Origin of the sequence: Streptomyces roseolus (assembly GCF_014649855.1) — a bacterium.
In the GTDB taxonomy this organism is placed as follows: Bacteria; Actinomycetota; Actinomycetes; order Streptomycetales; family Streptomycetaceae; genus Streptomyces; species Streptomyces roseolus.
In genome coordinates this window covers 25,003-47,929 of the sequence record NZ_BMTV01000045.1, presented here as the reverse complement: position 1 = coordinate 47,929, position 22,927 = coordinate 25,003, and the positions used below count along the sequence as shown (strand labels likewise).

At 74.3% G+C, this 22,927-nt stretch carries 14 protein-coding genes and 1 riboswitch; of the genes, 13 read left to right on the top strand and 1 reads right to left on the bottom strand.

Going from position 1 to position 22,927, the window contains the following annotated elements:
- The 9 genes from IE245_RS34225 to IE245_RS34185 all read left to right on the top strand — a co-directional run.
- Window positions 1–3,714: non-ribosomal peptide synthetase (locus tag IE245_RS34225; protein ID WP_189954892.1), on the top strand; the 3,714-nt coding region annotated here is incomplete at its 5' end.
- The gene (locus IE245_RS34220) at window positions 3,714–10,868 is read left to right on the top strand and encodes a non-ribosomal peptide synthetase (RefSeq protein ID WP_189954890.1); all 7,155 of its coding nucleotides are present in this window, start codon (window positions 3,714–3,716) and stop codon (window positions 10,866–10,868) included. The genes IE245_RS34225 and IE245_RS34220, both read left to right, overlap by 1 nt.
- Before the next feature lie 2 nt (window positions 10,869–10,870).
- Window positions 10,871–11,107 (top strand): MbtH family protein, encoded by a 237-nt coding sequence (locus IE245_RS34215; RefSeq protein ID WP_189954899.1) that lies wholly within the window; start codon window positions 10,871–10,873, stop codon window positions 11,105–11,107.
- A gap of 114 nt (window positions 11,108–11,221) precedes the next feature.
- Window positions 11,222–12,016 (top strand): alpha/beta fold hydrolase, encoded by a 795-nt coding sequence (locus tag IE245_RS34210; protein WP_189954887.1) that lies wholly within the window; start codon window positions 11,222–11,224, stop codon window positions 12,014–12,016.
- 11 nt (window positions 12,017–12,027) lie between these two features.
- Window positions 12,028–13,026, top strand: a complete 999-nt coding sequence (locus IE245_RS34205; RefSeq protein ID WP_189954885.1) for a TauD/TfdA family dioxygenase — start codon at window positions 12,028–12,030, stop codon at window positions 13,024–13,026.
- On the top strand, window positions 13,023–13,811 hold the full coding sequence (locus tag IE245_RS34200; RefSeq protein WP_189954877.1) for an FkbM family methyltransferase: 789 nt from the start codon (window positions 13,023–13,025) through the stop codon (window positions 13,809–13,811). The genes IE245_RS34205 and IE245_RS34200 overlap by 4 nt, the downstream gene beginning before the upstream one ends.
- Window positions 13,812–13,879: 68 nt before the next feature.
- The gene (locus IE245_RS34195; RefSeq protein WP_189954875.1) at window positions 13,880–14,839 is read left to right on the top strand and encodes a TauD/TfdA family dioxygenase; all 960 of its coding nucleotides are present in this window, start codon (window positions 13,880–13,882) and stop codon (window positions 14,837–14,839) included.
- Window positions 14,839–15,900 (top strand): ATP-binding cassette domain-containing protein, encoded by a 1,062-nt coding sequence (locus IE245_RS34190; RefSeq protein WP_189954868.1) that lies wholly within the window; start codon window positions 14,839–14,841, stop codon window positions 15,898–15,900. Before IE245_RS34195 ends, IE245_RS34190 begins: the two co-directional genes overlap by 1 nt.
- Complete coding sequence (locus tag IE245_RS34185) at window positions 15,897–16,745, top strand: ABC transporter permease (RefSeq protein ID WP_229851970.1); 849 nt, start codon at window positions 15,897–15,899, stop codon at window positions 16,743–16,745. Before IE245_RS34190 ends, IE245_RS34185 begins: the two co-directional genes overlap by 4 nt.
- 64 nt (window positions 16,746–16,809) lie before the next feature.
- Here IE245_RS34185 and IE245_RS34180 read toward each other — a convergent pair whose 3' ends face one another.
- Window positions 16,810–17,421: a DedA family protein gene (locus IE245_RS34180; RefSeq protein ID WP_229851968.1), complete on the bottom strand. Its 612-nt coding sequence runs from the start codon at window positions 17,419–17,421 to the stop codon at window positions 16,810–16,812.
- Between the two features lie 962 nt (window positions 17,422–18,383).
- Here IE245_RS34180 and IE245_RS34175 point away from each other — a divergent pair.
- The 4 genes from IE245_RS34175 (at window position 18,384) to IE245_RS34160 (ending at window position 22,874) form a co-directional block, all read left to right on the top strand.
- Window positions 18,384–19,325, top strand: a complete 942-nt coding sequence (locus tag IE245_RS34175) for a class I SAM-dependent methyltransferase (RefSeq protein WP_229851966.1) — start codon at window positions 18,384–18,386, stop codon at window positions 19,323–19,325.
- A gap of 365 nt (window positions 19,326–19,690) precedes the next feature.
- Window positions 19,691–19,840: riboswitch (cobalamin riboswitch) on the top strand.
- A 45-nt stretch (window positions 19,841–19,885) separates the two neighbouring features.
- A complete protein-coding gene (locus tag IE245_RS34170) occupies window positions 19,886–20,920 on the top strand; it encodes an ABC transporter substrate-binding protein (RefSeq protein ID WP_189954857.1) in 1,035 nt (344 codons plus the stop codon).
- The gene (locus IE245_RS34165) at window positions 20,917–22,032 is read left to right on the top strand and encodes a FecCD family ABC transporter permease (RefSeq protein ID WP_189954855.1); all 1,116 of its coding nucleotides are present in this window, start codon (window positions 20,917–20,919) and stop codon (window positions 22,030–22,032) included. The genes IE245_RS34170 and IE245_RS34165 overlap by 4 nt, the downstream gene beginning before the upstream one ends.
- On the top strand, window positions 22,029–22,874 hold the full coding sequence (locus IE245_RS34160) for an ABC transporter ATP-binding protein (RefSeq protein WP_189954853.1): 846 nt from the start codon (window positions 22,029–22,031) through the stop codon (window positions 22,872–22,874). Before IE245_RS34165 ends, IE245_RS34160 begins: the two co-directional genes overlap by 4 nt.
- The last annotated feature ends 53 nt before the right edge of the window (window positions 22,875–22,927 follow it).

The following is a 22,927-nucleotide window of genomic DNA, read 5'->3' as shown; positions in this document are numbered from 1 at the left end:
GAGTTGCTGGAGCGGGTGCGGGCCACCGACCTGGGGGCGTACGCGCACCAGGACCTCCCCTTCGAACGCCTGGTGGAGCTCCGCGATCCGGAACGCTCGCTGGCCCGCCACCCGCTCTTCCAGGTCTCGCTGAACTACGACACGGCCGAGACGGCCCGGGCACGCGACGCCGCACCGGAACTGGACGGGCTGACCGTGAGCGGGCGGCGGCTCGGCGTCACCACGTCCAAGTTCGACCTCACCTTCGCGCTCACCGAGACCCGTGCCCACGACGGCGGCCCCGCCGGACTGCGCGGGGTGCTGGAGTACAGCACCGACCTGTTCGACCGCGGCACCGCCGAGCGCCTGGCGGAGCGGTTCGGCCGGGTCCTCGAAGCCGCGGTGGCCGCGCCCGGCGCCCGGCTCGACGAGATCGACGTCCTGCTGCCGGGCGAACGCGCGCTCCTGGAGGGCGCGTGGAGCGAGCCCGGCCCCGGAGCAGTCGCCCCCGCGGACGACGCCCGCTTCCCCGACCTGTTCGAGGCGCAGGCCGCCCGCACCCCGCACGCCCCCGCCGTCCGCCACGGCGACCGGGAGGTCTCCTACGCCGAGCTGAACGACCGGGCCAACCGGCTGGCCCGGCTCCTCGCCGCCCGTGGAGCGGGCCCCGAGGACACCGTCGCCGTCCTGCTGCCGCGCGGCCCCGAACTGATCACCGCCCTGGTGGCCGTCCAGAAGGCCGGGGCCGCCTACGTCCCCCTGGACACCGAGCTGCCCGCCGAGCGGATCGCCCACATGCTGGAGGACGCCCGCCCGGTGCTCGTCCTCGCCCACACCGGGACCCAGGACTCCCTCCCGGCGGGAGCCGGCCCCGTGGTCCGCCTCGACGCCCCGGCCACCGAGGCGGCGCTCGCCGGGCTCGACGGCGGCGACTGCACCGACGCCGACCGCCGCGCACCGGCCACGAGCCACGACCCGGCGTACGTCGTCTACACCTCCGGGTCCACCGGCACGCCCAAGGGCGTCGTGGTCGAACAACGCTCCCTCGCCGCCTTCCTGGTCCGCTCGGCCGCCCGGTACCGGGGAGCCGCCGGAACCGCGCTGCTGCACGGCTCGCCGGCCTTCGACCTCACGGTGACCACCCTGTTCACCCCGCTGATCGCCGGCGGCTGCGTCGTGGTGGCGGACCTCGACGCACCGGAGCGGGACGCCCCGGCCCGCCCCGACCTGCTCAAGGTCACCCCCTCCCACCTCGCCTACCTGGACACGATCGCCTCCTGGGCGGCACCCGCGGCCGACCTGGTCGTCGGGGGCGAGCAGCTGACCGCGGCCCGTCTCGCCCGGCTGCGCCGGGCGCACCCGGACATGCGCGTCTACAACGACTACGGTCCCACCGAAGCCACCGTGAGCTGCGCGGACTTCGTCCTGGAACCGGGCGACGCCCTGCCCCCCGACATCGTGCCGATCGGCCGCCCCCTGGCGGGACACCGGCTGTTCGTCCTGGACGAACGCCTGCGCCCGGTCCCCGCCAACGTCCCCGGCGAGCTGTACGTCAGCGGCGTCGGGGTGGCCCGGGGCTACCTGGGCCGGCCGGGACTGACCGCCGAGCGGTTCGTGCCCTGTCCGTTCGGGGAGCCGGGGGAGCGGATGTACCGCACCGGCGACCTCGCCCGCCGGCGCGCCGACGGCAACCTCGAGTACCTGGGCCGCCGCGACGGCCAGGTGAAGGTGCGCGGTTTCCGCGTCGAGACGGGCGAGATCGAGACCGCCCTGCTCGACCGCCCGGAGATCGGCCAGGCCGCCGTCGTCCTGCGCGGCGAACGCCTCCTCGCCTACGTCACGGCCCCGCCGGAGCGGTTCGACCTGGACGCCCTCCGGCAGGCGCTCGCGTCCCGGCTGCCCCGGTACATGGTCCCCGCCGCGTTCGTCCGGCTGGACGCCCTGCCGCTGGCTCCGGGAGGCAAGCTCGACCACCGGGCGCTGCCCGAGCCGCCGGCGCCCGCCGGCACCCCGCACGCGAGCAGGCCGCCGCGCGACGCGTGGGAAGGCGTGCTGTGCGAGGCGTTCCGCGAGGTGCTGGGGCTCGCGGAGGTCGGGACCGACGACGACTTCTTCACCCTCGGCGGCGACAGCATCGGCTCCATCCGGCTCGTCGGCCGGGTGCGCGCGGCGGGCGGCCGGATGACCGTCCGCGACGTCTTCGAACAGCGCACGCCCGCCGCCCTCGCCGCCCGCTCGCGGCCCGGCGGCCCGGCGACCGAGGTGCTCGGCGGCCGGGGGACCGGGCCGGTGGCGCCGACGCCGATCAGCTCCTGGCTGGCCGAGCTGGGCGGCGAGGTCGACGGGTACAACCAGTCCGTGCTGCTGCGCGTCCCCGCCGAGGCCGACGCGGCCGTCGTGACCGGCGCCCTCCAGACGCTCCTCGACCACCACGACGCGCTGCGGATGCGGGCCGAACCGGAGGACGGCCACTGGCGGATGGAGATCGCCGAGGCGGGTGCGGTGGACGCGGCCACCGTACTGGAGCGGGTGGACGCGGCGGGCACGGAGCAGGAGGAGCTGGACCGGCTGGTGCGGACGCACTGCGCCGCGGCCCGCGACCGGCTCGCCCCGCGGAAGGGCTCCGTCCTGCGCGCCGTCTGGTTCGACCGGGGGCCCCGGGAGCCGGGACACCTCGCGCTCGTCGCCCACCACCTCGTCGTGGACGGAGTCTCCTGGCGCATCCTCACCGCCGACCTCGGCAGCGCGTGGCAGGCCCTCGCCGAGGGCCGGGAGCCCCGCCTCGACCCGGTGGGCACCCCGCTGCGGACCTGGGCCCGGCAGCTGGCGGAGCTGGCGGCCGACCCGCGCCGCGCCGAGCGGTGCGCCCACTGGGAGGAGCAGTCGCCGCGGCCCTGGGAGACCGGCCGCCTCGACCCCGCCCTCGACGACCGGAGCACCGAGGAGGCCCTTTCCCTGACCCTCCCGGCCGCCGCCACCCGCGCCGTGCTCGGCCCGGTGCCCGCCGCGCTCGGCGTCGGGGTGAGCGAAGTGCTGCTCGGGACGTTCGCCGCCGCCGTGCGGCGCTGGCGTCCGGCGGAGGCCGCGGACGGCGTCACGGTGGACCTGGAGGGCCACGGCCGCGAGGAGGACGTCGTCCCCGGAGCGGACCTCTCCCGCACGGTCGGCTGGTTCACCGCCGCCCACCCGGTCCGGGTGCCCGCCGCCGGGCCCGGCGACGACCGGACCGGCGCGCTGCGGGCGCTGGGCGCGATCCTGGACCGGGCGCCCGACGCCGGTCTCGGCTACGGCCTCCTGCGCTACCTCAACCCGCGCACACGCCAACGGCTCGCCGTCCTGCCCGTCCCGCGCTTCGGCTTCAACTACCTGGGCCGGTTCGGTGGTTCGGGCGCTGACCGGGACGCGGCCGACCGGACCCCGGACTGGTCGCCGGTGGCCGGCGGGCTCGCCGGCCAGCCCGCCGGGCTCCCCCTGGCCCACGAGATCGAGGTCACCGCGGTCGCCGTCGAGGGGCCCGAGGGCCCGCGTCTGATCGCCACCTGGTCCTGGGCCGGCCGGCTCCACCGGGAGCGGGACGTCCGCGAACTCGCCGGACTCTGGTTCCGCGAGCTGGAGGAGCTCGCGTCCGCCGAACCGCCCCCGGCCGGCCCCCCGCCCCTGTCGGACCCGGCCCCCCTGGTCGAACTCTCCGACGCCGAACTCGACCAGCTCGAAGCAGAGTGGAAGGCCGGCTGATGCGCGGATCCCTACAGGACGTCCTGCCCCTGTCCCCGCTGCAGGAGGGCCTCCTCTTCCACAGCGAATACGCCGGGGACGAGGCCGTCGACGTCTACACCGTCCAGACCGAGGTGGAGCTGCGCGGACCGCTGGACGTCCCGGCGCTGCGCGCGGCGGCCGAGGCCCTGCTCCGCCGCCATGACAACCTGCGGGCGGGCTTCGCGACCCGCGCCCTGAAGAACCCGGTGCAGTTCGTCCCCCGGGAGGTCGGACTCCCCTGGGAGGAGGCCGACCTGCGCGCGGCCGACGACCCGGACGCGGAGGCGGCCCGACGCCTCGAGGAGCACCGCTGGCGCCGTTTCCGGCCCTCCAAGCCGCCGCTGGTGCGGTTCCTGCTGCTGCGTACGGCCCACGACCGCCACCGCTTCGCCCTCACCAACCACCACATCCTGCTGGACGGTTGGTCGATGCCGATGCTGCTGCGCGAGCTCATGCTGCTCTACCGCACCGGGGGCGACGCCTCCGCCCTGCCGCCGGTGCGCCCCTACCGGGACTACCTCGCCTGGCTGGGGGGCCGCGATCACGGGGCCGCGCGGGAGGCCTGGAGCGGGGCCCTGGCGGGCCTGGAGGCCCCCACCCTCGTCGCCCCGCGGGCCGACCGGGCCGCGGAGGCGCCGACGTGGCTCGACTTCGCGCTGTCGGAGACCGCCTCCGCCGGACTGACCGCGGCCGCGCGAGGCGCAGGCCTCACGCTCAACACGGTCGTGCAGGGGCTGTGGGCCCTGACCCTGGCCCGCACCACCGGCAGCCAGGACGTGGTGTACGGGGTGGTCGTCTCCGGACGCCCGCCGGAGCTGGACGGCGTCGAATCCATGATCGGTCTGTTCGCCAACACGGTCCCGCTGCGGGCCCGGATGCCCGCCGACGAACCCCTGACGGGTTTCCTGCGGCGGCTGCAGCGCGAGCAGAGCGCGCTCCTCGACCACCAGCACCTGCGGCTGGCAGACATCCAGCGCCTGGCCGGCCGGGGCGAGCTGTTCGATTCTGTGATGGCGTTCGAGAACTACCCGGACGGCCCCGCCGACGAGCCCTCCGACGCTTCCGCCGACACGCCGGGACGCGTACGCGTGGCGGCCTCCAGGATGCGCGACGCCATGCACTACCCGCTCGGCCTCCTGGCCTCCCCCGGACCGCCGATGCGCTTCCGCCTCGGCCACCGGCCCAGCGCGGTCACGCCGCGCAGGGCGGCCGCCCTGCGCGACCGCCTGCTGCGGCTCGTCGACGCCTTCCTGGCCGCCCCGGACCTGCCGCTGGGCAGGCTCGACGTCCTCGACGACACCGAACGCGCCCTGGTGCTGGACGAGTTCAACGACACCGCGCGCGAGGTCGAGGACACCACCGCCATCGAGCTGTTCCTCCGGCAGGCCGCCCGCACCCCCGGCCGGATCGCCGTGGAGACGGCCGACCGCTCCCTCGACTACGCCCGGCTCGCCGACCGCTCCGGCCGCCTGGCCCGCCTGCTGGCGAAGCGCGGGGCGCGGGCCGAGCGGTTCGTCGCCCTCGTGCTGCCGCGCTCGCCCGAACTGGTCGAGACCGCGCTCGCCGTGTGGCAGACCGGAGCCGCCTACGTGCCGGTGGACCCCGCCCACCCGGCCGACCGGGTGGCCCGGCTCCTGCGGGAGGCCGACCCCGTCCTCACCGTCACCACCGCCGACCTCGCCGACCGGCTGCCGGCCGGGCTCCCGCTGCTGGTCCTGGACGACCCGGGCACCACCGCCGCCCTCCAGGGCCTGCCCGGCGGCCCGCTGGCCGCGAGCGAACTCCCCGCACCCCTGGACCCCCGGAACGCCGCCTACGCCATCTACACCTCCGGGTCCACCGGCCGCCCCAAGGGCGTGGTCGCCACCCACCGCTCCCTCGTCGGCTACCTGCTGCGCGGCTCGGACCAGTACCCGTCCGACGGACGCTCCCTGGTGCACTCGCCGGTCTCCTTCGACCTCACCGTCGGCGCCCTGTACGTCCCGCTGATCAGCGGCGGCACCGTGCGCCTCGCCTCCCTGGACGACGAACCGGTCCTGCGCCCCGGCGAGGCGTCCCCGGACTTCGTGAAGGTGACCCCCAGTCACCTGCCCGTCCTCGAAGGGCTGCCGGGCGAGGTCAGCCCGACCGGGGCGATCACCTTCGGCGGCGAACAGCTCACCGGCCGCCACCTGCGGCGCTGGCGCGCCGACCACCCGGACGTCACCGTCTACAACGTCTACGGACCCACCGAGACGACCGTGAACTGCTCCGAGCACCGCATCGCCCCCCGTGACCCGGTCGGCGACGGACCGGTCCCCATCGGACGGCCCCTGTGGAACACCCGCCTGTTCGTCCTGGGCCCCGGCCTCGCCCCGGTGCCGGTCGGCGTGCCTGGCGAGCTGTACGTCGCCGGCGCCGGCCTGGCCCGCGGCTACCTCCGCGACCCGGGCAGGACCGCCGAGCGCTTCGTCGCCTGCCCCTACGCCGCCGGGGAGCGGATGTACCGCACCGGCGACCTCGTCCGCTGGAACGACGACGGCCTGCTGGAGTACCTGGGCAGGGTGGACGACCAGATCAGCCTGCGCGGCTTCCGGGTGGAGCCCGGCGAGGTGGAGGCGGCGCTGGCGGCCCACCCCGCGGTCCGCCGCGCCGCGGTGGTGCTGCGGGAGGACACGCCCGGCGACGCCCGGCTGGTCGCCTACGCCGTCCCCACCGAGCCGGAAGGAGCGCGGGGTGGGCCGCCGGCGCCGCTCCCCACCGAGCAGATCCTGGAACACCTGCGCGGGACCCTGCCGCCCTACATGGTCCCCGCCCACCTCGTGGAGCTGCCCGCGCTGCCCGTCACGCCCCACGGCAAGATCGACCGGGCCGCGCTGCCGGAACCCTCCGCCGCCGGCGCCCCGGCCGGGGGAGCGCCCCGCTCCCCCCGCGAGGAGATACTGTGCGGCATCTTCGCCGACGTGCTGCGGCGCCCGCGGGTCTCCATCGACGACGACTTCTTCGCCCTCGGCGGGCACTCCCTGCTGGCCACCCGGCTGGCCAGCCGGGTGCGGGCGGCCCTGGACACGGAGATGCCGGTGCGCCGCCTCTTCGAACACCCCACGGTGCGCTCCCTGTCCGCGCTGCTGGACCCCCATGACGGCAGGCGCCCCCCGGTGACGCCCGCGCGGCGACCCGAGCACGTCCCGCTCTCCTACGCCCAGCAGCGGCTGTGGATCATGCACCGGCTCACCGGCCCCGACGCCACGTACAACATCCACCGGGCCCTCCGGCTCGACGGCGACCTCGACGTCCCGGCGCTGCGGGCCGCGCTGCACGACGTGACCGAACGGCACGAGACGCTGCGCACCGTCTTCCCCGAGGGCCCCGAGGGCCCGTACCAGAAGGTGCTCCCGGCCCGGCCGGCGGCCCGGGCCCTCACCGTCCTCCCGGTCGCCGACCAGGACGTCGACCGCACCCTCGCCGAGCTGGCGGCCCACCGCTTCGACCTGGAGTCCGAACCGCCGATGCGCGCCTGGCTCCTGGAGAGCGGCCCGCGCAGCCGGGTCCTCGTGCTGGTCCTCCACCACATCGCCAGCGACGGCTGGTCGGGCAGGCGGCTCCTGCGCGACCTGTTCACCGCCTACACCGCGCGCCGCGCGGGCCGGGCGCCCGACTGGCGACCCCTGCCGGTGCAGTACGCGGACTACGCCCTGTGGCAACGGCGCCACCTCGGCGACCCCGCGGATCCCGCCAGCCCCGCCGCCGTCCAACTGGCCTACTGGGAGAAGCAGCTGGCGGGGCTCCCCGAGGAGCTGAGGCTGCCCGCCGACCGGCCGCGCCCCGCCCGCCCGACCCGCACCGGCGGCCAGGTCTGGCTGACGCTCCCGGCGACGGTCCACTCCGCCGTGACCGAGCTGGCCAGAACCTGCCGGGCCAGCGCGTTCATGGTCGTCCAGGCCGCCGTCGCCGCCTTCCTCACCCGCATGGGCGCCGGGGAGGACATCCCCATCGGCGCCCCGGTCGCCGGGCGCACCGACGAAGCGGTGGAGGAGCTGGTCGGATTCTTCGTCAGCACCCTCGTCCTGCGGACCGACACCTCCGGCGACCCCACCTTCGCCGAACTCGTCGGCCGGGTCCGCGAGACCGCGCTGGCCGCCTACGCCCACCAGGACCTGCCCTTCGAACAGTTGGTGGAGCGGCTGAGCCCGACCCGGTCCCTCGGCCGGCACCCCCTCTTCCAGGTCGCCCTCTCCTGCAACAACACCGAGGAGCAGATGGACCGCCAGGGCGGCCGGCCCCCCGGACTCTCCGTCACACCGCACCACGTGGACGCCGCCCGCTCGAAGTTCGACCTGATGTTCACCTTCCTGGAGAACCACGGGGAGGACGGGCGGCCCACGGGCATCGAGACCGCCCTCGAATACAGTGCCGACCTCTTCGACCGGGAGACCGCCCAGAGCCTCCTCGACCGCTTCGCCCGGATGCTGGCGATCTGGACGGCGGAACCGGCCGCCGCCATCGGCGCACGAGAACTTCTCGCGGCCGACGAGCGGCACACGGTGGTCACCGCGTGGAACGCCACCCGGCGCGCGGACCTGGTCGCGACGCTCCCGCGGATGTTCGAGGAGCAGGTCGCCCGCACCCCGCACGCCACCGCCCTCGAACACGCCGGCCACCACCTGACGTACGCCGAACTCAACGCCCGTGCCAACCGGTTGGCCCGAGTGCTGGTGCGGCGCGGCATCCGCCCCGAACACCGCGTCGCCACCCTGATGCCGCGCTCCCCCGGGCAGATCACCGCCCTGCTGGCCATCGCCAAGGCCGGCGGCGCCGCCGTACCGGTGGACCCCGGCCACCCCGGACGGCGCATCGCCTTCATGCTGCGCGACAGCGCCTGCGCCCTGGTCCTGGCGGACGCCCCGTACGCGGCGGGACGCGAGGAGATCGCCGGCGTCCCGGTCCTCGTCCCCGGCGACGAACCGGCCCCGGAGCAGGCCACCGATCTCACCGACGGCGACCGCAACGCCCCCCTCACCGCAGGTCACGCCGCGTACGTCGTCTACACCTCCGGTTCCACGGGCCGCCCCAAGGGCGTGGTCACCGAACACCGCGGCCTGCTCTCCCTGGCCACCGCGCAGCGCGAGCGGTACCCGGTGGAGCCCGGCAGCCGCGTGCTGCAGATCGCCTCGCCGTCCTTCGACGGCGCCGTACTGGAACTGCTCATGGCCCTCACCACCGGCGGGACCCTCGTCCTGCCCGACGGGCCCCTCCTCGCCGGGGAACCGCTCGCCGACATGCTGGCCGAGCACCGCATCAGCCACGCCTTCATCCCCCCGGCGGTACTGAGCGGCCTCCCCACCGAAGGGCTGGAGGACCTGCGCTGCCTCGTCGTCGGCGGCGAGGCGGTCACCTCCCCCCTCGTCGACCGCTGGGCCCCCGGCCGTCGCATGCTCGACATCTACGGCCCCACCGAGGCCACCGCCGTCACCCTGACCAGCGAGCCCCTGACCCCCGGTGGCCCGCCGCCCGCCATCGGCACCCCCGTGCCCAACACCAGGGCCTACGTGCTCGACGACCGGCTGCGCCCCGTCCCGCCCGGCGTGACGGGCGAGCTGTACCTGGCCGGCGCGTCACTGGCGCGCGGCTACGGCGGCCGCCCGGCGCTCACCGCGATCCGGTACGTCGGCTGCCCGTTCGGAGAACCGGGGGAGCGGATGTACCGCACCGGCGACCTGGCGCGCCGGGACCGGGAGGGCCGCGTCCACCACATGGGACGCGTCGACGAGCAGATCAAGCTGCGCGGCTTCCGCGTCGAGCCCGGTGAGATCCGGGCCCGGCTCACCGAGCACCCCGCCGTGCGGGAGGCGGCGGTCGCCCTGCGGGAGGACGGGCCGGGCGGACGCGCGCTGGTGGCCTACGCGGTACCGGCCGACGGCCCGCCCCGCCCCACCGCGGCCCAACTCCGCGCGCACCTGGCGGCCCTCCTCCCGCCCCCCATGGTGCCCGCCGCCTTCCTGGTGCTGGACGCCCTGCCGACCACCGCCAACGGCAAGCTCGACCGGGACGCCCTGCCCGCCCCGGAACCGCTCGCCGAGGAAGCCGGACGGCCGCCGCGCGACGAACGCGAAGCCGCCCTGTGCGAGGTGTTCGCCGAGGTCCTGGAGCGCACGTCGTTCGGCGCCGACGACGGCTTCTTCGAGAACGGGGGGCACTCGCTGCTCGCCGTCCGCCTGGTCGCCAGGGTCCGTGAGCGCCTGGGCGTGCCCCTGGCCGCACGGGACCTGTTCGAGGCTCCGACCCCGGCCGCCCTGGCCGCCCACATCGCCCGGGGCGCCGAGCGCCGCGCCCCGGCGCCCCTGCTCACCCTGCGGGGCCGGGGCGACCAGCCGCCCTTGTTCTGCGTCCACCCGGCCGTCGGCCTGGGATGGGCGTACGCGAGCCTCCTGCCGTGGCTCCCCGCCGACGTCCCCCTCCACGCCCTGCAGGCCCGCACGCCCGCCGGCGGCACAGGCCTGCCGAGGAGCGTCGAGGAGATGGCCGAGGACTACGTCCGGCTGATCCGCCGCGTCCGCCCCCACGGCCCCTACCGGCTGCTCGGCTGGTCGCTGGGGGCCCACGTGGCCCACACCGCGGCGGGCCTGCTGGAGCGCGACGGACAGCGGGTGGAACTGCTCGCCATGCTGGACGCCTATCCCCCCCACCGCACCGGGGACCCCGGCGGACGGGCCGAGGGGTCCGATGCCGAGATCGTGGCGGCCAACCTGCGGGAGTCGGGGTTCGCGTGGGAGGAGGACGACCAGCGCGCCGGGCGCTTCCCGCTGGAGCGGTTCCGCGCCCACCTGCGCCGGGTGGACAGCTCGCTCGGCCACCTCGACGACGCCGAACTGACGGCGGCCAAGGACGTCTACGTCAACAACGTCCGGCTCATGCGCTCCTTCACCCCCGGCCGCGTCCGGTGCGGGATCGTCCTGATGACCGCGGAACGCACCCGCACCCTCGACCCGGCGGCGTGGGAGCCGCACACCGAAGGAGGCGTCGAGGTGCACCGGCTGGACGCCTCCCACATGTCCATGCTCACCGAACCGACGTCGGTCGCCGAAGCCGGCCGCGTCCTGACCCACCGACTGGACTCCCTGCGGGGAGCCACCACGAAGAAACGAGAGGGATGACGATGACCAACCCCTTCGACGACGCCGAGGGCGTCTTCCACGTCCTGGTCAACGACGAGAACCAGCACTCGCTGTGGCCCCACTTCGTCGAGATCCCCGACGGCTGGCGGGCCGTGGTGCGCGAGCGCCCGCGCCAGGAGTGCCTGGACTACATCGAGGCGAACTGGACCGACATGCGTCCCCAGAGCCTCATCGACGCCATGGAGGCCCACGAGAAGTCCGAGGGCGCGACCAGGTGACCCCGGGGGGCGCGGGCGGGCGGCCCGGTGCGAGACGCCCGCCCGCGCCCCCGCGCCCGTCCACCGACCCGACCCCGGTCCTGGAGACCACCGACGAACTGCGAGGAAGCCCGGATGCTGGCACGGATCAACGGGATCGACCTGGACCACGAACGCACCGGCAGTGGTCCCCCCGTCCTCCTGATCATGGGGAGCGGCGCCGCCGGAACGGGCTGGCACCTGCACCAGGTGCCCGCGCTGGTCGCCGCGGGCTTCGAGGCCGTCACGTTCACCAACCGGGGCATCGCCCCCAGCGGCGGGGGACCCGGTTTCACCCTCCAGGACATGGCCGCCGACACCGTCGGCCTGATCGAACACCTCGGCCTGGGCCCCTGCGCGGTCGTGGGGACGTCCCTGGGGGCCAGGGTCGCGTGCGAGGTCGCCCGGACCCGCCCCGACCTGGTCTCCCGGTGCGTCCTGATGGCGCCGCGCGCACGCGCGGACCGGATGAGGGCCGCCGCCACCGAAGCCGAGGCCGACCTCGCCGACAGCGGCGTCACCGTCCCGCCCCGCTACCGGGCGGTGGTGCGGGCCATGCAGAACCTGTCGCCCCGGACGCTCGCGGACGACGAGCGGATCGCCGACTGGCTCGACCTCTTCGAACTGGCGGCGACCGCGGGCCCCGGTGTCCGCACCCAGCTGGAGATCAGCGCCGCCGACGACCACGGGGAGGACCTGGCCCGGATCACCGCCCCCTGCCGGGTGATCGCCTTCGCCGACGACATCGTGGCCCCGGCGCACCTGGCCGAGGAGATCGCCGACGCCCTGCCCGAAGCCGACTACCACGTGGTGCCCGACTGCGGCCACTACGGCTACCTCGAACAGCCCGACCGGGTCAACCGGCTCATCACCGAATTCCTCGACGCATGAAAGAGCCCTCCATGGAACCGACCGCCCCCTGGCGGCCCGCCGTGATCAGCCCGGACAGCCACGCGCTGCCCGCCACCGCCGACGCCCTGGCCGGCCTCCTCCAGGACTCCGCGCACACCGACGAACTCCTGGCCGCCCACAAGGTGCTGGTCCTGAGCGGCTTCGGAGTGGACCCGCGGGAGCTGGAGAAGATCATGCCGCTCCTGCTCCCCGACCGCCTGCCCTACGTCTTCGGCAACTCCCCGCGCACCAAGGTCGGCCACAACGTGTACACCTCCACGGAGTACCCAGCGGAGTACACCATCTCGATGCACAGCGAGATGTCGTACGCCGCGCAGTGGCCGGCCCGGCTGCTCTTCTACTGCGAGCGGGCGGCCGACAGCGGCGGCGCGACTCCGGTGGTGGACAACGCCGCCTGGTACCGGGCCCTGGACCAGGACGTCCGCGACGCCTTCGCGGGCGGCCTGCGCTACACCCAGAACCTCCACGGGGGACGCGGGCTCGGCAAGAGCTGGCAGGACACCTTCGAGACGGAGGACCGCTCGGAGGTCGAGGAGTACCTCTCCCGCACCGGGGCCACCTGGCAGTGGAACGCCCGCAACGGACTGCGCGTCAGCCACGTGCGGCCCGCGACGATCGAGCACCCCGTCACCGGCGAGCGGCTGTGGTTCAACCAGAGCGACCAGTGGCACCCCGCCACGCTCGGCGACGAGGCCGCCGCCGCGCTGATGGAGATGCTGCCCCCGGAGGAACTGCCCCAGTCGGTCGCCTTCGCGGACGGCTCCCCGATACCGGCCGAGCACGCACGCCAGGTGCGCGACCGCGGACTGGAACACGCCGTGGACAACGACTGGCGGCCCGGCGACCTCATGCTCGTCGACAACGTCCAGGCGGCCCACGGCCGCAGGCCCTTCACCGGCGACCGCCGCATCCTGGTCGCCATGTCGGACCACGGCCGCTCCCCCCGCGGCGGACAGCCGCCGCGCACCCCGCGGGAAGGCCGCCGATGACCATCGCCCTCGCCGACGTGGAAGGCCTCAACCGGCACGAGACCGAGTTCCTCTACGACGAGATCTTCACCCGCCGCGCCTACCTGCCCGAGGCCCTGCGCCTGCCCGAGGCCCCCGTGGTCTTCGACGTCGGGGCCAACATAGGCATGTTCACCCTCTTCGTACGCTCCGAGAGGCCCGGCGCGACGGTCCACTCCTTCGAACCGGTCCCCCCGGTGTACGACGTCCTGCGCCGCAACCGGGAGCGCCACGCGGTGGCGGGGCTCGTCCATCCCTACGGCCTCGCCGAGGCGGAACAGCAGGTCGAGTTCACCCACTATCCCGGCTACTCGACCATGTCCACGCGCAGCACCCTGGCGGACACCGAGGCGGAACGGGCCTTCGTCCGGGGGCAGGTGCGGACCGACCACCTGCCCGAGGCCGAGCGGATGCTGGACGAACTCCTCGCCTTCCGGTTCCGGGAGGAGAAGGTGACCTGCCGGCTCCGCCCGCTCTCCGCCGTCCTCGACGAGCATCCCGTCGACCGGATCGACCTGCTGAAGATCGACGTCCAGCGCGGCGAGCGGGAGGTGCTGCGGGGACTGGAGGACCGTCACTGGCCACTCGTCCGCCAGATCGCCATGGAGGTGCACGACAGCCCCGGCGGCAGCACCGCAGGCCGGCTGCGGGCGGTGGCCGACGAGCTGGAGCGGCGCGGGTTCACCGTCTTCACCGAGCAGGAGGACCGGTACGCGGGCAGCGACCGCCACAGCGTGTTCGCCGTCGCGGAACCGCGCCGCGGCTGAGGCACGTCCCCGCCCGGCCGCCCACCGCACATCCGAACCGAACGGTTCCCCACCCCCGGAGAAACAGCATGGAACCCGAGAACACCTTCACCCTGTCCGAAGCCGAACGCGGCGACGTGGCGGCCCTGGCCCTGGAGTTGACGCGCACGCGCCCCGGCCTCGTGGACGAGAGGGAATGGCTCGACCGGTGCCGCACCCTCTCCTGCCACCTGCCCGCCCGTCTCCAGGACCGGCTCCGCGCCTTCCGCCACGACCCCGGCCCCACCGGCAGACTGCTCCTGCGCAACCTCCCCGCCGCCGACAGCGTGCCGGCCACTCCGCGGGAGGCCGACTCCGTGGAGCGCAGGGCGACGCTGAGCGCCTCCGTGCTGTGCGCCCTCTCCATGGAACTGGGCGACGTCATCGCCTACCGCAACGAGAAGCAGGGCGCGCTCGTGCAGAACGTGGTGCCCGTGCCCGGCCGGGAGGGCCAGCAGTCCAACGCCGGCTCCGTCCCGCTGGAGATGCACACCGAGAACGCCTTCCACCCCCACCGCCCCGACTACGTGGGCCTGTTCTGCGTCCGCAGCGACCACGACCGGGCCGCGGGACTGCGGGTCGCCTCCGTCCGCGCCGCGATGGACCACCTGGACCCCGGGACGCGCGAAACGCTGCGGCGGCCCCTGTTCACCACCGAGCCGCCCCCTTCCTTCGGGCGGCCGGACAGCGGGACCAAACCGCACGCCGTGCTCACCGGGGACGCGGAGGACCCGGACATACGCGTCGACTTCCACGCCACCCACACGAGCGACCCCTGGGGCAGGCAGGCCATGGAGGCCCTGGCGGACGCCGTCCGCACCGTCTCCGAGGAACTGGTCCTGGAACCGGCCGACCTGGTGTACGTGGACAACCGCGTCGCGCTGCACGGCCGTACCGCCTTCGTCCCCCGCTACGACGGACAGGACCGCTGGCTCCAGCGCACCTTCGTCCACCTGGACCACCGGCGGTCCCGCGCGGCGCGCGCGCACCACGGGCGCGTGCTGAGCTGATGGCGGTGGACCAGGTGATCCGCGCCACCGGCCTGCGCAAGCGCTTCGGCGCGGTCCAGGCCCTCGACGGCGTGGACCTGACGGTGGCGCGCGGGGAGATCATGGGCCTGCTGGGCCACAACGGGGCGGGCAAGACCACCCTCGTCAACGTCCTGTCCACCCTCACGCCCCCCACCTCGGGCACCGCCTCGGTCGCCGGCTTCGACGTGGCCGGCCGGCCCGACGAGGTGCGTCGGCGCATCGGCGTCACCGGGCAGTTCGCCGCGCTCGACGAGGAGCTCTCCGGTCACGACAACCTCGTCCTGGTGGCCCGGCTGTGCGGGGCCTCCAAGGCGCAGGCGGCCGGCCGGGCGGACGAGTTGCTGGAGGCGTTCGGCCTCCGTGCCGCCGCGGGGCGCAGGGCGGCGACGTATTCGGGCGGGATGCGCCGCCGGCTGGATCTGGCGCTCGGGCTGGTCGGCCGTCCCGACGTCCTGTTCCTGGACGAGCCGTCCGTGGGGTTGGACCTGCCCAGCCGTCTCGGCCTGTGGGAGAGGGTGCAGGGGCTCGCGCGGGACGGGACGGCGGTCCTGCTGACGACGCAGTACCTGGAGGAGGCCGACCGGCTCGCCGACCGGATCACCGTCCTGGGGGCGGGCCGGGTCCTGGCGTCGGGCACGGCGGTGGAGCTGAAGGCACGGGCCGGCAGCGGTTCCATCTCGCTGCGGGTCGGACCGCAGGGCGACAGGACCGTGGCCGCCGAGGCCCTGGGCCGGGCCGGCTTCCCGTCGGACGTGGACGACGGGCGCGGTGAGCTGACCGTGCCGGCGGGGGATTCGGCGGATCTGGCCGTGGTGATCCGGGTGCTGGACGCCGTGGGACAGAACGTCACGGAGATCCGCTACGCGGAGCCCTCCCTGGACGACGTCTACCTCGCCTTCACCGCCACGGCCCCCGACGCCCCCGCCCCGGCGGCGGCTGCCCTCGACCGCCCTCCCGCCCCCGCTCCGGCGCGTGCGGCCCCCCGGATCACCCTCCCGGAGGCCGAACGGCGCACCGGCGACACCCCGGAGACCCCGTGAACGCACCTGGGACGATGACGCCCTCGGCCGGGCCCGCGACGGAGGAGCGGGTCCCGCGCTGGAGACCGGCGGGCAGGGCCGCGCAACTCCGGGTCCTCACCGCACGCCAGATCCGCCTGGTCTACGCGGACCGCAGGGTGGTGCTGTTCAGCGTGGCGCAGCCGGTGGTGATGCTGCTGCTGATCAGCCAGGTCTTCGGCAGCCTCGCGGACCGCTCGATCCTGCCGCGCGGAGTGTCCTACATCGAGTTCCTGCTGCCCGCTCTCCTCGTCACCACCGGGATCGGCACCTCGCAGTCCGCGGGGGTGGGTCTGGTGCGGGACATGGAGGGCGGGATGGTACGCCGCTTCCGCGTCCTGCCGTTGTCGTTGCCGATGGTGCTGGTGGCGCGCTCGATCGCCGATCTGACGCGCTCGGGAATGCAGCTGCTGGTCCTGGTCGTCGCGGGCCACCTGCTGTTCGGCTACCGGGCCGGGGGAGGGGCGGTGGGACTGGTGGCGGCGTTGGCGCTGTCCACGGTGGTGATCTGGTCGTTGATCTGGATCTTCATCGCGCTCGCCGCGTGGCTGCGGAAGGTCGAGGTGCTCTCCAGCATCGGATTCTTCGTCAGCTTCCCGCTGATGTTCGCCTCCAGCGCGTTCGTGCCGGTCGACGTGCTGCCCGGCTGGCTGGCGGCCGTCGCCACCGTCAATCCGGTGAGCCACGCGGTGGAGGCGTCGCGGAGCCTCGCCCTGGGAGGGCAGGTCGGAAGCGAGGTGACCGCGGCGCTGTGCGCGGCCCTGGGCCTGATGGCGGCGATGACGGTCCTCGCCGCGCGCGCCGTTCGCCGGCCCCCCGACGAGTGACGTGACGACCCACCGACGGACCGCGTCGTCCCCGGCGAGCGGCACGGGACGGGGCGACGCGCGGTCAGGAGCTGCGGCGGCGGTGCCTGCGCCGCCACCACACGGTCGCGAGCGTGAGGGCGGCCGCCACGCCCAGCAGGGACCACAGGATGGTGGAGAGCAGGGTCTCGGCCTCGCGCAGGGAGGCCGAGACCAGCGTTCCCGCGGACACGTAGAGCGCGGACCACATCGCGGCTCCGGCGAGGGAGGCGGGCAGGAAGCGGAGGTAGCGCACGGAGCCGACTCCGGCGGTCGCGGGGGTGAGGGTGCGCACCACGGGCAGGAGCCGGGTCAGGAAGACGGCGCGCGCCCCGTGCCGGTGGCAGAGCTCCTGCGCGCGGTCCCAGTGGTGCTGCCCGATCCGCCGTACCAGGCGCGTCTCCCTCATGCGCTGCCCGTAGCGGATGCCGAGGAAGTAGCCGACGTGGTCGCCGGCCGAGCTGCTGAGCGTGACGACGAGGAAGAGGGCCAGCAGCGGGCGCGTCCCCTCCGTTCCGGCGCTCAGGGCCAGGACCGCGACCTCGCCGGGGACGACCATGCCGGCCCCGAGACCGGATTCCGCGAACGCGAACGCGGAGGCCAGGGCGAACCTGGCGACCGGGCTCATGTCCGACACCGCTGTCAGCACATCGTTCATCCACGACATGACAGCCCCGTTCCGCCTCTCCTCGCTCGTGGAGCCCTCCCGGCGGCGCCCCTGGGATTCCCGCGTCCTTCTTCCGAGAACTCGCCGAAGGGAACAGGGAAACGACTTCCCGGTTTCACCGGGCGCACACCCGGCCGACCGGTACGGGCGCGCGGGGAAGAACGAAGGGACGCCAACCTACCAGGGAACCGCCGGACGATTCCTTCCTCCCGGCCACGACCACCCCCACGACGGACCCCGAAGACCGCCCCCCGACGACCGCTCCCCTTCCCGCCCTCTCCGCCGCAAGGCGGCGGGAAGAGGGGATTCGTCGACCGGATCCCGACCGGAAGGGGAATTTCGGGGGATATCCGTCTGGACCGGAGGCGAAAAGTAAACAACGGTCACGCCTCACGACACGAATCGACCACTCCGGGGCCGGTCCGACGTGCGACCGGCCCCGACGCGCCGACGGCATACCTCCGATATGGGTGAATTCATACCTCCGGAATCCCCTGCGTACCGCCCCTGCCCGCCGGGCATGAAACACGGGGACCGAATCCCGGCAGAAGCCCCGCCCCTTTCCCCGGAGTTCGCGCCGTCGACAGGAACGGCCGGTACGACTGGCCTCGGAGGGGGCACTCCCGCGTGAGCACCCTTGACGCGGGATCGGCGCCCTGAAAGGGTGCGACGGTGAAACTGCGGACCGGACTGGCCGAGCGCCGGCGCCCCCGAACTCCGCCCGGCGCGCACCCCGGTGCCGCCCGATGGAATAACGGGCCGCTCATGGATTGCGGAGGGTGAAGACCCCGCATGCGGAACGACCAGTCGTCCGCGACGACATCCATCGACTGACCGGATTGGTGGAAATGCAGGAGGATGCACCGGCGGGAACGGAAACCTACTTACCGTCCCTGACCCTCGAAGATTATCTGCGCGACACGGTTCCGGCCCACCCGGTCCTGAAATCGTCCGTGGATTTCGGCCGCCCAGGTTCCGACAAAGCGCTCAGAGCGCTGGCCGCGACGACCACGGAATTCGATTCCGACGACACCGGGCGCGGCGACACCTACCGCAGGGCCCAGCAGGACTCCTCCGTCCGCTGGAAGGGAATGCGACAACTGCTCGAACTGGCCGCTCCCTCCCGCGCGGCCTCCGACACGGCCGCCCCCCGCACCGTCCTCGACGTTCTGGGCGGCGACGGAACCATCGCCCGCGCCGTCCACGACCACGCCCCCGACCTGCGCGACCGCCTCCACATCCTCACGGGCGACCTCTCGGGGGACATGGTCGAACGAGCCCTCGCCCAGGGCCTGCCCGCCATCCGGCAGTCCGCGGACCACCTCTTCCTCGCCGACGGCACCATGGACGCGGCACTGCTCGCCTACGGAACCCACCACATCGCGCCGCAGGAGAGGCTCGACGCCGTCACCGAGGCCCTGCGCGTCGTCAGGGACGGGGGCCACGTGGTCCTGCACGACTTCGACGACACCAGCCCCATGGCACGGTTCTTCACCGACATCGTCCACCCCCACACCACGGCCGGCCACGACTACCGCCACTTCTCCCGCGGCCTCCTGACCGAACTCTTCGCCGAGGCGGGCACGGCGGCCCGCGTCGTCGACCTGTACGACCCCCTCGTCGTCCGCGGCACCACCCGGGAAGAGGCGTGCCGCCGCATGTGCGCGTACGTGGAAGACATGTACGGAGTCGGCGCGTTCTTCGCCACCCTCGGCGGAACCGACGCCCGCTGGCGACTCCTGGAGCAGTACTTCCAGCACGACGCGTACCTGGCGACCCTGCCCGAGAAGACCGGCTTCACACCGGCGCCGGTCGTCTACCGCTCCGACGACGCCTTCATCGCCGAGGTACCGCGCGCGGCGATCGTCGCCGTCGCCCACAAACCACCCACCTGACCCCCCGCTTTCGGCCCGGCCGCCATTGCCGAAGACCGCTCGTGGAGAGGCCCCCGTCAAGTGTCACCGACCACACCGTGATCGGTGCGGACGGTCGGTGGACGGGGGCCGGGCCGACGGGCGAGGCCTCGCGACTCCGCCCCGGCTCACGGAGGAGGGACGGCTCGTGGCCGCCGTCGCCGCGACGTTCCCCCTCTCCGACCCGGAGCGGCCTCCGCCCTCGGCCAGAGGCGGGTCACACCCCGGGGAAGACCGTCGTGCGGGGACGGATCCTTCCGTCGCGGGCGCACCGGAGGCGTGCCGGGTCGTGGACGTCGGCGGGGGCCGCGCGATCTTGACCCGGGCGCGGGGGGCCGTAGGATCAGCAGGTCATCACCGCGACGGGAGACAGGAAGCCGGTGCGATTCCGGCACGGTCCCGCCACTGTGACCGGGGAGTGCACCCTTCGACATGCCACTGCGCCGCGCGTGGGAAGGCAAGGGGAGCGTCGATCCGGGAGTCAGGACACTGGCCTGTCGCGGGCCCGATCCGAGGAGCGCGGACTCCCCAGGAGGCTTCACTTGTACGACCGTTCCCCGCTGTTCACCCCTGCCCGCCGACGCCGAGCCCTTCGTGCCACGGCCACGGCCGTCGCGCTGTCGGCCGCCCTGCTCACCGCCGGGTGCGGCACGCCGCAGGACACCGTCCGGGACGCGAAGGCCACGTCCCCGTCGGCAGGCGCCTTTCCCGTCACCATCGACAACTGCGGCGTGAGGACGACGTACGACAAGGCGCCCGCCCGCGTCGTCACCATCCACCAGCACCCGGCGGAACTCATGCTCTCCCTCGGTCTGAAGGACCGCATGGTCGGCACCGCCTTCCCCGACTCCGCCGTCCTGCCCGAACTGGAGAAGGACTACGAGTCGATCCCGGAACTGGCCGAGAAGGAACCGTCCTTCGAGACCGTCCTGGACGCCGAGCCGGACCTCGTCTACGGCGGCTACGGCAGCGCCTTCGCCGAGAACGAGGGCCGCTCCCGCAAGGCGTTCCAGGACGCGGGCGTCGACACCCACCTCAACCGCGAGTACTGCGGGAAGAAGCGGGTGACGATGGACGACACCTACGAGGAGATCCGCACCGTCGGCAAGATCTTCGGAGTGTCCGACCGGGCGGACGAGCTGGTCTCCGACCTCCGGGCACGCGTCGGGAAAACCTCCGCCGCCGTCCGGGGCAAGCCCCCGGTGTCCGTCTTCGTGTACGACAGCGGTGACAAGTCCGCCTTCACCGCGGGCGGCAAGAGCCTGGGCACCGAATTGATCCGGCTGGCCGGCGGCACGAACGTCTTCGCCGACCTCGACGACGTCTTCGGCGACGTCTCCTGGGAGCAGGTCGTCGAACGCGAGCCCGAGGTCATCGCGATCTACGACTACGAGGGCGCCGGAAGCATCGAACAGAAGAAGAGGTTCCTGCTCGGCCGGCCCGCTCTGAAGGACGTGCCCGCCATCAGGAACAAGCGGTTCGTCGTCCTGCCGCTGACCGCCACCCTCGTCGGCGTCCGGTCCGCGTACGCCGTGGAGGACATGGCCCGCGGCATCCAGCCCGAGAGCTTCCGTTGACGGCCCCGGTCACCGGCGCCGCCCCCGGGCGAGCCGCGCGACCGGCCGGACACGAGGACAGGCGGGCCGGCCCCGCCGCTCTCACCGTCACCCTCGCGATCCTGGCCGTGCTGCTGGTGGTGTCCGCCACGGCGGGCCTGGCGATCGGCTCGGTCCAGGTGCCGCCCGGCCAGGTGTGGGGCATCGTCACGCACGCGCTGGGCGCCGACTGGGCGGAGCCGGACTGGTCGCGGGCACGCGAGACCATCGTGCTGGACGTCCGCGCGCCCCGCGTGCTGCTCGGGGCCGTGGCCGGCGCCGGTCTCGCGGTCGTGGGCACCGCCCTGCAAGCCCTGATCCGCAACCCGCTCGCCGAGCCCTACCTGCTCGGAGTCTCCTCCGGGGCGTCCCTGGGCGCCGTCGCGGTGATCGTGTTCGGCGTCACCCTGTTCGGGCCGGTGTCGCTGTCGGCCGCCGCGTTCGCGGGCGCGCTCGGAGCGCTGCTGCTCGTCTACGCCACCGCCCGCACCGGCGGCAGGATCACCTCGGCACGGCTCGTCCTGTCCGGCGTGGCCGTCGCGGCGGTGCTCACCGCCGTACTGGACCTGCTGCTCCTCACCACCGACCGGGGCAACGAGGCCCGTGCGGTCCTCGCCTGGACCCTGGGAGGCCTCGGCGGCGTCGACTGGGGAACGCTGTGGCTGCCCGGCGCCGCCCTGATCCTGGGCATCGCCGTCCTCCTGGCACAGGCGCGCAACCTGAACCTGCTGCTCGCCGGCGAGGAGGCGGCCACCACGATGGGCCTGGACGTGCCCCGCTTCCGCGCCCGCATGTTCGTCCTGCTCTCCCTCGTCACCGGCGTCCTGGTCGCGGCGTGCGGGCCGATCGGCTTCGTCGGCCTGATGCTGCCGCACGTCGTCCGCCTCGCCGTCGGCGGCGACCACCGCCGCGTCCTGCCGACCGCCGCGCTCGGCGGCGCCGTCTTCCTCATCTGGGCCGACATCGCCGCACGCGTCGTCGCGGCCCCCATGGAGATCCCCGTCGGCGTGCTCACGGCCCTGTGCGGCGGACCGTTCTTCCTGTGGCTGATGCGCCGTGACGCACGGCGGACCACCGACCGAGGAGGGGCATGAGCGCCACCGAACTCGTCGTCGACGGAGTCACCCTCACCGCCGGCGCCCACCGCCTGGTCGCGGACGTGTCCCTGACCGCCCGCCCCGGCGAGGTCATCGGCCTCGTCGGACCCAACGGCAGCGGCAAGTCCAGCCTGCTGCGCGCCGTCTACCGCGTCCTGCGCCCCGCAACCGGCCACGTCAGGGTCGACGGTGCCGACGCCTGGTCGCTGCCCGTGCGGCGACTGGCCCGGACCGTGGCCGCTGTGGTGCAGGAGTCCGGCGCCGACTTCGACCTCTCCGTGCGCGAGGTCGTCGCCATGGGCCGGACCCCGCACAAGCGGCTCCTCGACGGGGACACCGCCGAGGACGCCGAACTGGTCGGGCGGGCCCTGGACGCGGTGGACGCCACCGACCTGGCCCACCGCCCCTTCGACCGGCTCTCCGGCGGCGAACGCCAACGCGTCCTCATCGCCCGCGCCCTCGCCCAGCAACCGTCCCTCCTCGTCCTGGACGAACCGACGAACCACCTGGACATCCGGCATCAGCTGGATGTCCTCGGCACCCTGCGGAAGCTGCCCGCCACGGTCGTGGTCGCCCTGCACGACCTCAACCTCGCCGCGTACTACTGCGACCGCCTCTACGTCCTCAGGGACGGCAGGGTCACCGCATCGGGCCCGCCGGTGGAGGTCCTCACGCCCCGACTGCTGTCCGAGGTGTACGGAGTGACGAGCGAGGTGACCGTGCATCCCCGCACGGGCGCGCCGCAGGTGACCTTCCTCCCGGGGGAGCCGCACGCGACCGGACCGGCCGAGGCACCGGCTCGTCCGGCTGTCGGATCACCCCCGCTCGCGCGGGGGTGATCCCTTTGCCCCGATGCTCCCCGAGGCCGGAGACGGCTCCGCACCTCGCAGCC

Coding starts and splice junctions, on each gene's coding strand:
- IE245_RS34215 (WP_189954899.1), top strand. CDS start 10,871: ATGACCAACCCCTTCGACGACGCCGAGGGCGTCTTCCACGTCCTGGTC.
- IE245_RS34195 (WP_189954875.1), top strand. CDS start 13,880: ATGGAACCCGAGAACACCTTCACCCTGTCCGAAGCCGAACGCGGCGAC.
- IE245_RS34200 (WP_189954877.1), top strand. CDS start 13,023: ATGACCATCGCCCTCGCCGACGTGGAAGGCCTCAACCGGCACGAGACC.
- IE245_RS34210 (WP_189954887.1), top strand. CDS start 11,222: ATGCTGGCACGGATCAACGGGATCGACCTGGACCACGAACGCACCGGC.
- IE245_RS34190 (WP_189954868.1), top strand. CDS start 14,839: ATGGCGGTGGACCAGGTGATCCGCGCCACCGGCCTGCGCAAGCGCTTC.
- IE245_RS34220 (WP_189954890.1), top strand. CDS start 3,714: ATGCGCGGATCCCTACAGGACGTCCTGCCCCTGTCCCCGCTGCAGGAG.
- IE245_RS34205 (WP_189954885.1), top strand. CDS start 12,028: ATGGAACCGACCGCCCCCTGGCGGCCCGCCGTGATCAGCCCGGACAGC.
- IE245_RS34180 (WP_229851968.1), bottom strand. CDS start 17,421: ATGAACGATGTGCTGACAGCGGTGTCGGACATGAGCCCGGTCGCCAGG.
- IE245_RS34160 (WP_189954853.1), top strand. CDS start 22,029: ATGAGCGCCACCGAACTCGTCGTCGACGGAGTCACCCTCACCGCCGGC.